The organism is Acutalibacter caecimuris (assembly GCF_034335085.1).
Taxonomy (GTDB): domain Bacteria; phylum Bacillota; class Clostridia; order Oscillospirales; family Acutalibacteraceae; genus Acutalibacter; species Acutalibacter caecimuris.
Genome location: NZ_JAWXXJ010000016.1, coordinates 44,029 through 58,902 on the forward strand (window position 1 = coordinate 44,029; position 14,874 = coordinate 58,902).

The following is a 14,874-nucleotide window of genomic DNA, read 5'->3' on the forward strand; positions in this document are numbered from 1 at the left end:
CTGTCCGGCAGCGGTTTTGGGCGTTACTTTTACAAGTTTCCCCTTTTCAAATCCGGCGTTTCATGCTATAATTGCAAATTAGACGATAAAAGGTTATCCTGAGGCGGCGCCATTTTAGAAGAAAAGCCACCATAGGCCCAAAAGGAAAGGATTGGATCAAAGAATGGGGACAAGGAACGATTTGCGCAATGTGGCCATTATCGCCCACGTTGACCACGGCAAGACCACGCTGGTAGACCAACTGCTACGGCAAAGCGGCATTTTCCGCGCCAATGAGGCAGTGGCTGAGCGGGTCATGGACTCCGGCGACCTGGAGCGGGAGAGGGGCATCACCATCCTCTCCAAAAATACCGCCGTGAAATACCAGGACACGAAGATAAACATTGTAGATACCCCCGGCCATGCGGATTTTGGCGGCGAGGTGGAACGGGTGCTGATGATGGTGGACGCCGTTATCCTGCTGGTGGACGCTTTTGAGGGCTGTATGCCCCAAACCCGTTTTGTGCTGAAAAAGGCCCTGGCCCTGGGTAAAAAGCCCCTGGTGGTGCTCAACAAGATCGACCGCCCCGGCGCCCGCCCGGCCGAGGTGGTGGACGAGGTGCTGGACCTGTTTATAGAACTGGGCGCCAACGACGACCAGTTGGAGTTCCCGGTAGCTTACTGTTCCGCACGGGAGGGCTACGCCACCCTGGATCCGGGGCAGCCCGGCACGGACATGGCCCCGCTGTTTGAGATGATCCTACAGGAGGTGCCCGCCCCCCAGGGGGACATGGAAGCCCCCACCCAGGTGCGTTTTTCCAACATTGACTATGACGAATACGTGGGCCGCATCGGTATTGGCCGGGTAGAGCGGGGTGTGATAAAGGCCGGCCAGCAGGTAGTCATCTGCGGGGGCGGCGAAGAGGGCCATAAACTGAGCAAGGTGACAAAGCTTTACCAGTTCGAGGGCCTAAAACGGGTGGAATCCGAGAGCGCCGGGGTAGGGGATATCATCGCGGTTTCCGGTATCGCCGACTTGAACATCGGCCAAACCGCCTGCGCCCCCGACTGCGTGGAGCCCCTGCCCTTTGTGAAGATCGACGAGCCGACGGTTTCCATGATGTTCAAGGTGAACGACTCCCCCTTTGCCGGCCGGGAGGGCAAATTCGTCACCTCCCGCAACCTGCGGGACAGGCTCTTCAAAGAGGTGGAAACCAACGTGGCCATGCGGGTGGAGGAAACGGACAGCATGGATACCTTTAAGGTTTCCGGCCGGGGGGAACTGCACCTGTCCATCCTCATTGAGCAGATGCGCCGCCAGGGGTATGAGTTCCAGGTGTCGCCCCCCACGGTGATTTTTAAGGAAAAGGGCGGGGAACGCCTGGAGCCGATGGAACTTTTGATGATCGAAACCCCGGACAGCTACGTGGGGGCCGTCATGGAGAAGATCGGTTCCCGCAAGGCGGAACTGCTGAACATGGGCACCCGCGACGGCGGCATGACCCATTTGGAGTTTAAGATCCCCGCCCGGGGGCTGATGGGCTACCGCTCGGAGTTCCTGACCGATACCAACGGCAACGGCATCATGAACCATGTGTTCGAGGGGTACGAGCCCTATAAGGGGGACATCGCCCAGCGCCAGCAGGGCTCGCTGGTCGCCTTTGAAACCGGGACGGCAACGGCCTACGGGCTGTTCTATGCCCAGGATAGGGGCCGGATGTTCATTGGGCCCGGCGTAGAGGTGTATGAGGGGATGATCGTGGGCTCCAACCCCAAAAGCGAGGACATCGTGGTAAATGTGTGCAAGAAAAAGCACGCCACCAACACCCGCTCCTCCGGCGCGGACGAGGCCCTGAAACTTACCCCCCACTCCGTACTCAGCCTGGAGCAGTGCCTGGAGTTTATCAGCAATGACGAGTATGTGGAGGTCACGCCCAAAAGCGTGCGGATGCGCAAAGCCGTGCTCTCCCACGAGCAGCGGATGAAACAGCAAAGCCGGAAAAAGAACAACGGCTGAGGATGGGGGGCGCCGGCCGCGTAAGCGGCATTTGGCCTGCCTCCCGTTGCCCCGCCCGTCAAAAAAAGAGAAAAGCTTATTTTCCCTTAACCGAAAGCGGAAGGGCCCCTGTGCCTATGTCGGGGCTACAGGCGGTGCCTGCAATCACAAAATAAAGGAGGCGATGCCTATGGAGATCGCCATATTAGACCTGGAATGGAACTCGGCCTACAGCCGGAAACGGAAGGGGTACATCAACGAGATCATTGAGTTTGGCGCGGTGCGGTGCGACGGCAGGCTGCAACCTGCGGGGCAGTTTACCTGCCTGGTGCGCCCCCAGGTGTCCAAGCACCTGAACGCCGTGGTGCTGGATTTGACCAGCATCACGGACCAAGACCTTACGGCGGGCGTGGCCTTCATGCAGGCAGCCCAGCGGTTCCGCCGCTGGCTGGGGGGCCGGGTGCTGATGACCTGGGGTTCGGCGGATATCCTGACGCTGATAGAGAACTGCCGGTACTTCAGCGGCGATATGCGGGTCCCCTTCCTTACCCGGTACTGCGATTTGCAGCGCTACGCCGAAGAATACCTGGGCCTGGGCACGGCCGAGCAGGCCGGGCTGGAAAAGGTAGCCGCCCTGCTGGAACTGGACCTCTCCGACCTGGAGCAGCACCGGGCCCTGGATGACAGCATCCTGGCCCTGCGTATCTTGCAACGCATTTATGACCCGGAGGCCATCCACCCCTTTATTGAAACCTGTGATGAGGAATTCTACCGCAAGATGACCTTCCGCACCAGTTATGTGCGGGATATGGACGACGAGCGGATGAAACCGGAATACCTACATTTCGATTGCCCCCACTGTGGCGGGGCCAGCGTGCCCCAAAACGCCTGGCTCCCCCGGAACCGGGGCTTTCAAACCGCTTTCCACTGCCAGGGCTGCGGCTATGACTTTGTGGGCCGGGTGATGATAAAAGAGAAATACGAGGGGATCATTGTGAATAAAAAGACATATCCTGTGCCCGTAATCGAAGAACCCCAGGCGGCTGTGCCCGGGCCCGTCGGCCACATGGAGCTGGAAGTAAAAGACGGCGTGGGCCTGTTGCAGTTCCCGGCCTGGAAGGGGATGGAAGGGATCTCCCACGCCTTTTCCACCCGGCTGGGAGGCGTCAGCGGCGGGGAGTTTGCCGCCATGAACCTGGGTTTTGGCCGGGGGGACAGCGAGGAGAACGTCAGTGAGAACTACCGGCGGCTCTGCGCCGCCCTGGGGGTAGAGCCCGGCTCGCTGGTGTGCGGGGCCCAGGTGCATAAAACGGATATCCGCCGGGTAGACGGGAGCCACCGGGGGCTGGGCATCTGGAAAGAGAACGATATTGCCTCTGCCGACGGCCTGTGTACGGATGTGCCCGGGGTAACGTTGACGGTTTATGCCGCCGATTGCGTGCCCGTGTACTTTTATGACCCGGTCCGCCGGGCCATTGGCCTGGCCCACGCGGGGTGGCGGGGCGCGGTACTGGATATGCCCGGGGTAATGGCCCGCCGGATGGTAACAGAGTTTGGCTGCCGCCCGGCGGACATCCTGGCGGCGGTAGGGCCCTCCATCTGTCCGGGCTGCTTTGAGGTAGACGAGCCCGTAGCCCAAGAGTTCCTGTCCCTGGAGGGCGCGGCCGGTTTTGTCACCGGCCCGGCGCACGGCAAGTACCATGTGGACCTGTGGGAGTGCTGCCGCCAGTCCCTGCTGCGGGCAGGGGTGCCGGCGGGGCATATCACCCTGGGCGGTGTGTGCACAATGGAGAACAGCACCCTGCTGTTCTCCCACCGCAAAACCAGGGGCCGCCGGGGCAGCAACTGTGCCCTGCTGGCCCTGAAACCGTGAGCGCCTTTGCCTGCCGGCTATGCCCCCGCCTGTGCGGGGCAGACCGGGAAACCGCCCTGGGCCGCTGCCATAGCGGCCGGGAGATCCGGGTAGCCCGGGCGGCCCTGCACCACTGGGAGGAGCCGCCTGTCAGCGGGGAAAGGGGATCGGGGGCGGTGTTTTTTACCGGCTGCCCCCTGGGCTGTGTGTACTGCCAGAATTATGAGATCAGCACAGGGGGGCAGCCCGGCCGGGCCGTCACCCCGGCGGGGCTCAGCCGCATCTTTTCCCGGCTGGCCGGCGAAGGCGCCCATAACATCAACCTGGTAACGCCAACCCACTTTGTGCCGGGTATCCGGCAGGCGCTGTTGCTGGAAAAGCTGCCGGTGCCGGTGGTCTATAACACTGCCGGCTATGAGCGGGTAGAAACCCTGCGCAGCCTGGAAGGGCTGGTGGATGTGTACCTGCCCGACTACAAATACGCCGAAAGCGGCCTGGCCGGGGCCCTCTCCGGGGCAGGGGATTATCCGGGGACGGCCCTAGCCGCCATAAAAGAAATGGTGCGCCAGGTGGGCCCGCCGGTGTATGACAGCCGGGGCCTGCTGGTGCGGGGGGTGCTGATACGCCACCTGATCCTGCCCGGCCACACAAAAAACTCTATCGCCGCACTGGAATGCATAGCCCGTACGTTCCCCGGCGTGCCGGTGAGCCTGATGGCCCAGTACACCCCCTGGGGCCTGGCCAAGCAGCCGGGCGGCGTGCCGGGGTACCCAGAACTCTCCCGGCCCATTACCCGCCGGGAACTGGAAAAAGTACAGGAGGCCCTTTTCTCCCTGGGGCTGGACGGGTTCGTCCAGTCCCGGAATGCTAGGGGGGCAGAGTATATCCCTGATTTTAAGGAAGGGGCGGGGCTGTAAGCGGGCCCGCCGAAACCGCGTAAAAAACCTGAGAAAGAGGAGGGTGCTGGAATGGCAACTCGTAACGAACTGGCAGAGGTAGCCCGCCGGGAGGCCCAGAGGGCCTGGCATGGGCGGGTGATGGGGCTCAAGCCCAACCTGGAGCCCATCATTAGCCCTTTTCCCCGGTGGAAACCGGAAGAGGCCGAGGGCCTCTGGTGTGCGGCCTTTGTCTACTATTGCTGTGCCACGGCAGGGTACGGCATCCCGGTGCGGCCCAAAGAGTGCGTTTCCTGCAACCTGGCAGGCTGCGGCGCCTGGGAGGAATGGGCAAAGGCCGATAACCGCATAGGCTGGCGGTCCAATACCTGCTTGTCCCAGTCCGGGGACATTGTCATCTTCGACAAGGTGTTTGAGGATAAGCCCCATGACCACATGGGCATTGTATTGGAGGACCGGGGAGATACCCTGCTGACAGCCGAGGGGAACCTGGGCAATATGTCCGGGGTGGTGGAACGGCCCAAAGACGGGCATATCCGGGGCTACATCAGCCTGCCGGACAACTTCGTGTACGGAGGTGACGCGTAATGGACGGACAGGCGATTCTGCCCATGACCCCGGCGTTGGCCGAAGAGATCGCCGGCTGGCGCTATCCCGCCCCCTACCATGTGTATAATTGGGGTGAAGAAGATCCCCTGGATGAGTTGCTGGACGGCAGCACATATGCTGTACAGAACCTGGCCGGGGATCTGGTGGGGTTCTACCAGTTTGGCGCCGGGGCCAGGGTCCCCACGGTAGAGGAAAGCCCGTACCCGGACGGCCCCATGGACATGGGCCTGGGCCTGCACCCAGAGCTGTGCGGCCTGGGGCTGGGGAAGGCGTTCTTGCTGGCCGGTATGCGGTTTGCCCGGGAAAAGCTGGGGGCGCCCTCCCTGCGGCTGACCGTGGCGGACTTTAACCTGCGTGCCAGAAAGGTCTACGAAAGCTGCGGCTTTTCCCCCATCCGCCGCGTGACCCACCAGGTATCCGGCGATGGTTTCATCGTGATGGGCACCCAGGGCCTGCAATACCGCAACGCCATCAGTACCGAGGACTACTGCCGCCTGCGGGCCGCGGTGGGCTGGAGCCCTATCCCGCCGGAGCAGGCGGGGGCCGGGCTGGCGGGTTCGGCCTGTGTGGTGGGCTGCTATGACGGCGAAAAGGCGGTAGGCAGCGCCCGGCTGCTGTGGGACGGCGGCTACGAGGCCCACCTTACCAATGTGATGGTGCTGCCGGCCTATCAGGGGCTGGGTATAGGCACCAGTATGGTAGAGCGCTGTATGCTGTTTTTGCGCTTACGGCTGCGGCCGGGCTGGCGGTTCAAGGTGCACCTGCGGGCAAGCGGCGGGACGTCCGGTTTTTACGAGCAGTTCGGCTTTACCGCGGCCCCCGGCGAAAGCGCCGGCCAGGCAATGGATATGTGGATGGAGTGAAAGCTCCTCCCCGCTCACAAAGAAAAAGGTAGTCCTTCGGAAATTTCCGGGGGACTGCCTTTTGTTTGTCCCCGTCTTTTCGTGGCCACGTGGCCGCCGGGGAAGAGGACCCTTGTATTTTCTTCTTGCTAAAAAGCGGAAAGTGTGATAGGATATAAATTAGTGAACATCAACAGTTTTTAAGGGCCGTCAGAGAAATTACTTCTGCGAAAAGGAAGGGATACGGATGACAGACAAGCAAACCAATCAATTCTTTGATTTTGTTGAGAGCAGCCCCACTGCTTTTCATACGGTAAACGCCGTGCGGGCCCTGCTGCTCCATGCCGGCTTTACCGAACTGGGCGAGGAGCAGCCCTGGCAGATGGAGCCGGGCAAGGGCTATTTTACCACCCGCAGCATGAGCAGCATTTTGGCGTTCCGCTGCCCTAAAAAGGAGTTTGCAGCCTTTTCCATTGTGGCGCCCCACGGGGATTCCCCCTGTTTCAAGGTAAAAGGCGCCCCGGAAATGCGGTCGGAGAACCACTATACCCGCCTGAATACCGAGGTCTACGGCGGCATGGCCCTGAACCTGTGGCTGGATAGGCCCCTTTCCGTGGCGGGAAGGCTGGCCTTGCGCACCGAAGAGGGCCTGCGTATGCAGCTAATCGACCTGCACCGGGATCTGCTGCTGATCCCCAGCCTGGCCATCCACATGAACCGGGAGGCCAATTCCGGCAGCAAGACGGACCCCCAGCGGGACACCCTGCCCCTGCTGGGCGGCAATGAGGCCAACCTGCTGGCCCTGGCCGCGGAACGTGCCGGGGTAAAGGAGGAAGATATCCTCTCCCACGAGTTGTATCTCTACAACCGGGCCAGGGGCACGGTGTTCGGGGCCGGTAACGAGTTTATAGCCGCCCCCAAACTGGACGACCTGGAATGCGCCTTCTCGGCCGTGACAGCTTTCCTGCAAAGCGATAATCCGGAAAACTGCACCGTCTGCGTGATATTTGACAATGAGGAAACCGGCAGCGCCACCCGCCAGGGGGCGGGCTCCACCTTTTTGGCAGATGCGGTAGCCCGCATTTGCCAGTGGGCCGGTAAGGGTGAGGAACATAGGCAGGCAGCCATCCAGAACAGCCTGCTGCTCTCTGCCGACAACGCCCACGCGGTGCACCCCAATTACCCGGACAAGGCCGACCCCACCAGCCGCTGCTACATGAACGGCGGCGTAGTCATCAAGCACAGCACCCGCTACGCCACAGACGGGGCCACCGCCGCTATGTTCAAGCTGGTGTGCGAGCGGGCCGGCGTACCCACCCAGGACTACTACAACAATTCCTCCGCCCCAGGCGGCGGCACCCTGGGGCTGATCTCCGGCTCCCAGGTGCCCATCCCCACGGTGGATATCGGCCTGGCCCAGCTTAGTATGCACTCCCCCTATGAAACGGCGGGCCGGGAGGACCTGCAACACATGGTCAACGCCATGACGGCTTTTTATAACAGCGTGTTCCACTGGGACGGGAACGCCTGCCGCCTGGATTGAGGGGCCCATTATGCTGCACTACCGGATAAACCCGGACGTACCCCCTGCAAGTATCGCCGCCCTGCGCCGCTGGGTGGGCTGGGGCGGTATGGAAACGGAACTGAAAGACCCGGCCCTGCGGGACTACCTCCGTATCGCCCGCTATGACGGGGAAACTTTGGTGGGCTTTCTGGCGGTAGTAAGCAACGGCGTGACCGATGCCTATATCCAGGATGTCATGGTACATCCGGATTACCAGGGAAAAGGCATGGGCACGGAACTGATGAGCCGGGCGATCGGCCGCCTAAAGGCCAACCATATCTATATGATCTCCGTGATTTACGGCGAGGAGGCGTTGCGTCCCTTTTACGAGAAGTTCGGCTTTACCACCATGCTCTGCGGCCAGTTGGAAACCCGCCCGGAAAGTTAGGCAAAGAAAGGAAACCATCATCATGCGCAATATCATCCACCTAGAAAACCAGCCCGGCTGGCAGAACAGCGCCATGTTCTACCAGATCTACCCCATGGGCTTTTGCGGCGCGCCCTATGAGAACGACGGCAAGCCGGAAAGCCGCATCCGCAAGGTGATCGACTGGGTGCCCCACCTAAAGGGCCTTAGCACCGGCGCGGTGTACTTCTCCCCGGTGTTCGAGTCCGACACCCACGGCTATGACACACGGGACTTCCGCAAAATCGACACCCGCCTGGGCACAAACCAGGACTTCACCGATGTGTGCAACGCCCTCCACGAGGCCGGCATCCGGGTGGTGCTGGACGGGGTGTTCAACCATGTGGGCCGGGGGTTCTGGGCCTTCCAGGACGTGCTGAAAAACCGGGAGGCGTCCCCCTACCGGGACTGGTTCCACATCAACTTTGGGGGCAACTCCAACTATAACGACGGCCTGTGGTACGAGGGCTGGGAGGGCCACTTCGAGCTGGTCAAGCTGAACCTCCACAACCCCGCCGTCGTAGACCATATTTTAGAGTGCGTGGCCGGCTGGATGGACCAGTTTGCCATTGACGGCCTGCGGCTGGACGTGGCCTACCTGCTGGACGAAAACTTCCTGCGCCGGCTGCACCAGTTTTGCAAGGGGCGCGACCCCGGTTTCTTCCTGCTGGGGGAGATGATCCACGGGGACTACCGGCGCATCATGAACCCGGATATGCTGGACAGCGTGACCAATTACGAGTGCTATAAGGGCCTCTACTCCTCCTTTAACGACAAGAATATGTTCGAGATCGCCCACTCCCTGAACCGGCAGTTCGGCAGCGAGAACTGGTGCCTGTACCGGGGTGAGCACCTGTTGTGCTTTGCCGATAACCACGACGTCAGCCGCATCCACACCATCCTCAAGGAAAAGGAGCAGTTGCCGGGCCTGTACGCCATGCTGTACGGTATGCCCGGCATCCCCTGCCTCTATTACGGCAGCGAGTGGGGCGCGGACGGCGACAAGAAAAACGGGGATCCCAGCCTGCGCCCCTGCTTTGAGGCGCCGGTAGAAAACGAACTGACAGCCTTCATCGGCCGGCTCAGCCAGATCAAGCTGAACAGCAAAGCCCTAAGTGACGGCGACTATAAAAACGAAACCCTTTTGAACAAGCAGATCGTTTTCCGCCGCAGTTGCCCGGAAGAAACAGTTTTTGTGGCGATCAATGCGGACCAGAGCGGCTTTAACATCAACGTAAACTACCACGGACCTGCCGTAGACCTCTTTACCGGCGAGGCCAGGGAGCTTAACGGCTGTATTGAGCTGCCCCCCTACGGCGTGAAGATCTACCGCCTGGGCGGGCCCACCGAAAAGGACAAAGCCCCTGCCGCCAAGCCCGAAGCCGTCACCGTCAGCCAACCGGCTGCCCCCGCAAGCGTGCCGGCCCCCACGCCCGCTCCCGCCCCTGCCCCGGCCCCTGTGGGGGAGAAGGGCAGCGCCCCGGCGGCCGAGCCTCCCAAAGCCCCGGAAACGCCCCGGCCCATAGAGGTTTCCTACGGGCCGGTGGGCCCCCAGGACCGGGCGCTGGCCAACGCCTATTTGTGGGAGCACGGGCTTTCCAACCGGGTCATTCGCGGGGTGCTGGTAGAGATAGCCAACCACCCGGCCTTTGCCGCCTGGGCCCAGGGGAAGATCGTGGGCCTTGCGGCCTATACCGTGGCCGCCGGTGTGTGCGAGATCGTGGCCCTGCACCGGGACGCTCCGGGCCAGGGGATCGGCCGGGCGCTGGTGGAACAGGTCAAAGCCGCTGCCAAGGGGCAGGGCTGCCGCACACTGATCGCGGTGGCCGCCAACGATGACCTGGACGCCATAGGCTCCTACCAGCAGCAGGGCTTTGATATGGCCCGCCTTTACCGGGGCTCCCTTCTATATGCCCGTCAGGCTAAGCCCCAACTGCCCGAAATCGGCCGGCACGGCATCCCCCTCCGGCACGAGATCGAGTTTGAAATGTTCCTGGATTGAGCCCACAGCATACGCGCCCGCATACGGTGCCGTATGCAGAAAAAGCCCGCCTTTTGGCGGGCTTTTTCACCAAAAAACAGAAAGAGGTGCCCTCTATGAGCCTACCTGTATATGCCTGCTTTGCGCTGCCCCTGTGGGCGGCCCTGTTTGCCCTGTACTTCATCCTGCGCAAGGCCCGGCTGGCCCGGCAAAGCCTCATCGCCAAGTGCGGCGGCAGTTTCCTGGCCGTGGCCTCCGCCGGGTTAGCGCTGTACCTGCGGGGTGAAAACCCCCTGGCCCACTGGGCTTTCTGGTTCTTTGTGCTGTGTACAGGGGCCGATGCCCTGCTGGAGATCCGTTTCGTGCCGGGTATGCTCCTGTTTGGCGCGGCCCATGTGTGCCTGATCGTCTGGCTCTGGGGCCTGGCCCCTGCCGGCTGGTTCAGCCTGGTTGCCTGGCTGCTGGCCTACGGGGCCACCGCCCTGCTCTTCCGCCGGGAGATCCCCAGGCTGGGCAAGCTGCTGGTTCCCTTTTTGCTGTACCCGGCCCTGCTGGGGGCGTCCCTGGCCTTGGGGGTGGCCCTGCCCTTTACCGCCGGCAACAGCTACTGGCCCCTGGCCCTGGGAACCGCCTGCTTTTACATTTCCGACATGATGGTGGCAAAAAGCGAGCTCTCCCACCTGGATGAATCCTGGCAAAAACCCATTATGCTCCTCTACTGGGCCGCCCTGTTCCTCATTTCCACCGCCCTCTGGTAAGCCCGGTCCCCCGCCGCTAACAGCATACAAGCCTTTGGCAAAGGGGGTCGTCGGGGGGCGGGGCTGTGTCCAAAATGAAGAGGTTTAGAAACAAGGATTCAGCGGACAAATGGTAAAAGTTTCGTCCACCTTTTCAAAGGTGGTGGGGTTTTTAGGGGCAACGCCCCTAAACTGCCAGAGGCCAAAATTTCGTCATTAACGTTTCATTTTGGACACGCCCCGGAGGCCGCCTTAAGTTGACATCCCCGCCAAAAAGGCGTATGATAGGGAAGGCCGGATCCGTTAGGCCCAGGGAAGGAGAATGCAAATGCAGCTTTCACAACTTTTAGCGCCGTTGGGGGTCCCTTGCCCGGAGGACAGGGAGATCACAGGCATTGTATATGATTCCCGCCAGGCGGTGCCCGGGTGCGCCTTTGTGTGCATAAAGGGCTCCGCGGTAGACGGCCACAACTTTGCCGCAAAGGCTGCAAAGGCCGGGGCCGCGGCCGTTATCGCCCAGCAGCCGGTAGAGGTACCCGGCGTGCCAGTGGTGCAGGTAGAGGATACCAAAAAAGCGCTGGCCCTGATGAGCGCGGCCTTTTTCGGCGACCCGGCCCGGCATGGGCTACAGGTCATCGGCATAACCGGCACAAAGGGCAAAACCACCACCGCTTATATGGTGCGGGCGATTTTGGAGGCCGCGGGCCACAAAACCGGGGCAATGGGTACCATCGGCGTGGCGGTGGGGGAGGAAGTGACCCCCCTGGACAACACCACGCCCATCAGCTACGAGGTGCAAAGGCATTTGCGCCGTATGCTGGACGCGGGCTGCGAATACTGTGTAATGGAAGTCAGTTCCATCGGCCTAAAAGATGACAGGGTATATGGCGTCCCTTTTGCGGTAGGGGTGTTTACCAATTTCTCCGAGGACCACATCGGCGGGGTAGAGCACCAGGACATGGCCGAGTATCTGGCCTGCAAAGCCATGCTGTTCTCCCTGTGCAAGGTAGGGGTGGTCAACGCCGACGACCCGGCAGTGGAAAAGCTGCTGGAGGGCAGCACCTGCCAGGTATACCGCTACGGCATGGGGGCCGGGGTCGCCATACGGGGGGAGGGCTGCCACCACCTGAACCGGCCCGGCCTGCTGGGGGTAGCGTTCCATGTGGCGGGGGACCTGGACTTCACCGCCCAGGTAGGCATCCCCGGCAAATTCAACGCCTACAACGCCCTGGCGGCCATTGCCTGCTGCCACCGGCTGGGCATACCGGTAGCGGCCATGCAAGAGGGCCTGCGCACCGTCAAGGTAAAGGGCCGGGTAGAGCCGGTGCCTGTGCCGGGGAACTACACCCTGCTGCTGGATTACGCCCACAACGCCCTTAGCATGGAAAGCCTGCTCACCACCCTGCGGGAGTACGCCCCCAAGCGGCTGGTCTGCCTGTTCGGCGCCGGGGGCAACCGGCCACGGGTGCGCCGCTATGAGATGGGCGAGGCCAGCGGCCGGCTGGCGGACCTGTCCGTCATCACCGCGGACAATTCCCGGTTCGAAAATGTGCTGGATATCATCCAAGACATCAAGACCGGCATGGAGAAAACAGACGGCCAATATATTGAGATCCCCGACCGCCGGGAGGCCATCCGCTGGTGCCTCCGCAACGCCCAGGACGGCGATATCATCGTCCTGGCCGGCAAGGGCCACGAGGACTACCAGGAAATAGAAGGCGTCAAACACCCCTTCGACGAGCGGGTGGTGATCCGGGAGATCCTGGGAAGCCTCTAAAAGCATACCGTCATCATCACACCATAAGGGAAATTGGAGGAAAGAAAATGGATAAGAACATTACCGCCGCACAACTGGAAAGCTTTGAGAAAGGTTTTGCCGCCGACCCCGCCAAACGGGTAGCCCAACTGGCGGTCAGTACCAACGGGGTCAACAAATCGGCCACAAACCCCTTTGCCCAGCGGGAGGACCGGCACCAGTTCTCCGTACAACTGGAAACCGGCAAGATCACCAACCAGAAGAGTTCCGGCCGCTGCTGGATGTTCGCCGCGCTGAACACCATGCGGGTAGAGGTAATGCGCCGGTTGAACCTGGAAACCTTTGAGCTGTCCCAGAACTACCTGCTGTTTTATGACAAGCTGGAGAAGTCCAACTACTTCCTGGAGAGCATTTTGGATACCCTCGGCGAGCCCACCGGCGGCCGGCTGATCGCCCACCTGCTCAGTGCCCCCCTCAATGACGGCGGCCAGTGGGATATGCTGTGCAACCTGGTGGAGAAATACGGCGTGGTGCCCAAAGACGCCATGCCCGAAACCTTCTGCTCCTCCTCCACCTGGGAGGTCACCAGCTACATGACCCGCAAACTGCGGGAGTTCGCCTGCATCCTGCGGGAGGGCCACGCCGCCGGCAAAACGGTAGAGCAGTTGCGCAGCCAGAAAGAGGCCATGCTCCTTAGCATCTATACTATGCTGTGCATTGCCTTTGGCAACCCGCCCGCCTCCTTCACCTTTGAGGTCCGGGATAAAGACAAAAAGTTTATCCGGGATACCGGCCTCACCGGCAAGGCTTTTTACGAGAAATACGTGGGCTGGGATCTGGGCGAGTATGTAAGCCTTATCAACGCCCCCACCGCCGACAAGCCCTACCATAGGACATTCACCGTGAAGATGCTGGGCAATGTGGTAGAGGGCCGGCCGGTCCGGTACCTCAACCTGCCCATTGAAGACCTGAAACAGGCAGCCATCCGGCAGATGCAGGATAACCGGCCGGTATGGTTTGGCTGCGACGTAGGTAAGTGCTCCATCCGGGACGGCGGCATCATGGACCTGCACGTGCTGTGCCCCGGCCAGCTTTTCGGCACGGAATTCGGCATGGACAAAGCCCAGCGCCTGGACTACGGCGACAGCCTGATGACCCACGCCATGGTGTTCCAGGGCGTAAACCTGGACGACGCAGGCAAACCCACCCGCTGGCGTGTAGAGAACAGTTGGGGCAAAGAGGCCGGCGTAGAGGGCTATTACGTCATGAGCGACGATTGGTTCACCGAGTACACCTACCAGGTGGTGGTACATAAAAAATACCTCACCGACGCCCAGCGCGCCGAACTGGAGCAGCCCCCCATCGCGCTGGAGCCCTGGGACCCAATGGGCTCGCTGGCCTGAGGGAAATACAGAAGGATCCCCTTAAAATTTCCGTAAAGGAGCAAACATATGGCTGATTTGTATGACTATCCGGAAATATATGACGAACGCTTTTCGGACCGTGCCCATCAGGCATATAAAGAGCATTATAAGAAGTTGTTTACTTCCAAAGGGATTGGCACGATCTTAGATTGCAGCTTTGGAACGGGCAACCTGACTTTTCCGCTGGCAGAGTTGGGCTATCAGGTGTCCGGCTCGGACATAAGCCCGGCCATGCTGAAAAAAGCCGGGGAAAAGGCAAAAGCCAAAGGGCTCCCGGTTGATCTTCTCTTCTGCGATTTCCGGGAATTGTCAGCCCATTTTGACCGCCAATTTGACTGCGTTATGAGCACCGGCAGCGCCCTTGCCCACGTCCCAAATGATGATATCGTAAAGACAGTGCATGAAATGGATAAATGCATAAAGCCGGGCGGGTACTTCTACTTTGACAGCCGGAACTGGGAAATGGCTCTGGCGTCCAAGCAGCGGTTTATTATCCCCCAACCTTTCTATCAGAAAGACGGCACCAGGATTGGCTGTGTGCAGGTGTGGGACTACCACGATGACGGCACCATTACCATCAACATCCTGCATAGCTATGAAAAAGAGGGGAAGATTTTTAAGACCAACCAGTTTCAAGAGCATCTGAACCCGTTCTCTCTCCGTTTAGTCAAGTCCCAGTTGGAGCAGATGGGCTATGCGCAATTTGAGATAAAGCCCTGCCCCTGGTTTGATGACAAACCCTTTTCCGAAACCGGCTGGTATTGCCTGCTGGCCAAAAAAACTGGCTGAGTTTTTTGGTAAACACCCCGCCCCCCTTCCCAAGTCTTTGCGC

Annotated in this window: 12 protein-coding genes; all 12 read left to right on the forward strand. The window is 60.8% G+C overall.

The annotated features are described in order from the left end of the window. Positions 1-163: 163 nt before the first annotated feature. The 12 genes from typA (at position 164) to U8U01_RS10790 (ending at position 14,831) form a co-directional block, all read left to right on the forward strand. Positions 164-1,996: a translational GTPase TypA gene (gene typA / locus U8U01_RS10730; protein ID WP_322174058.1), complete on the forward strand. Its 1,833-nt coding sequence runs from the start codon at positions 164-166 to the stop codon at positions 1,994-1,996. Between the two features lie 169 nt (positions 1,997-2,165). After that, positions 2,166-3,848, forward strand: a complete 1,683-nt coding sequence (gene pgeF / locus U8U01_RS10735; RefSeq protein ID WP_322174060.1) for a peptidoglycan editing factor PgeF — start codon at positions 2,166-2,168, stop codon at positions 3,846-3,848. Beyond that, a complete protein-coding gene (locus U8U01_RS10740; RefSeq protein WP_322174062.1) occupies positions 3,845-4,744 on the forward strand; it encodes a radical SAM protein in 900 nt (299 codons plus the stop codon). Before pgeF ends, U8U01_RS10740 begins: the two co-directional genes overlap by 4 nt. Positions 4,745-4,795: 51 nt before the next feature. Continuing rightward, entirely contained in the window at positions 4,796-5,311 is a 516-nt protein-coding gene (locus U8U01_RS10745) for a CHAP domain-containing protein (RefSeq protein WP_322174064.1), read from the forward strand. Continuing rightward, entirely contained in the window at positions 5,311-6,195 is an 885-nt protein-coding gene (locus U8U01_RS10750) for a GNAT family N-acetyltransferase (protein ID WP_322174066.1), read from the forward strand. Before U8U01_RS10745 ends, U8U01_RS10750 begins: the two co-directional genes overlap by 1 nt. 226 nt (positions 6,196-6,421) lie before the next feature. Beyond that, positions 6,422-7,717, forward strand: a complete 1,296-nt coding sequence (locus U8U01_RS10755) for a M18 family aminopeptidase (RefSeq protein WP_322174067.1) — start codon at positions 6,422-6,424, stop codon at positions 7,715-7,717. Positions 7,718-7,727: 10 nt separating this feature from the next. Further along, positions 7,728-8,126, forward strand: a complete 399-nt coding sequence (locus U8U01_RS10760; protein WP_322174069.1) for a GNAT family N-acetyltransferase — start codon at positions 7,728-7,730, stop codon at positions 8,124-8,126. 22 nt (positions 8,127-8,148) lie between these two features. Next, positions 8,149-10,146 (forward strand): GNAT family N-acetyltransferase, encoded by a 1,998-nt coding sequence (locus U8U01_RS10765; RefSeq protein ID WP_367575617.1) that lies wholly within the window; start codon positions 8,149-8,151, stop codon positions 10,144-10,146. Positions 10,147-10,241: 95 nt separating this feature from the next. Beyond that, positions 10,242-10,883: a lysoplasmalogenase family protein gene (locus tag U8U01_RS10775; protein ID WP_322174071.1), complete on the forward strand. Its 642-nt coding sequence runs from the start codon at positions 10,242-10,244 to the stop codon at positions 10,881-10,883. A gap of 307 nt (positions 10,884-11,190) precedes the next feature. Beyond that, positions 11,191-12,639 carry a UDP-N-acetylmuramoyl-L-alanyl-D-glutamate--2,6-diaminopimelate ligase gene (locus tag U8U01_RS10780; RefSeq protein ID WP_322174073.1) on the forward strand — a complete coding sequence of 483 codons (1,449 nt, stop codon included), beginning with the start codon at positions 11,191-11,193 and terminating at the stop codon, positions 12,637-12,639. A gap of 47 nt (positions 12,640-12,686) precedes the next feature. Then, positions 12,687-14,021: a C1 family peptidase gene (locus U8U01_RS10785; protein ID WP_322174075.1), complete on the forward strand. Its 1,335-nt coding sequence runs from the start codon at positions 12,687-12,689 to the stop codon at positions 14,019-14,021. Positions 14,022-14,069: 48 nt separating this feature from the next. Then, entirely contained in the window at positions 14,070-14,831 is a 762-nt protein-coding gene (locus U8U01_RS10790; RefSeq protein ID WP_322174077.1) for a class I SAM-dependent methyltransferase, read from the forward strand. Positions 14,832-14,874: the final 43 nt, after the last annotated feature.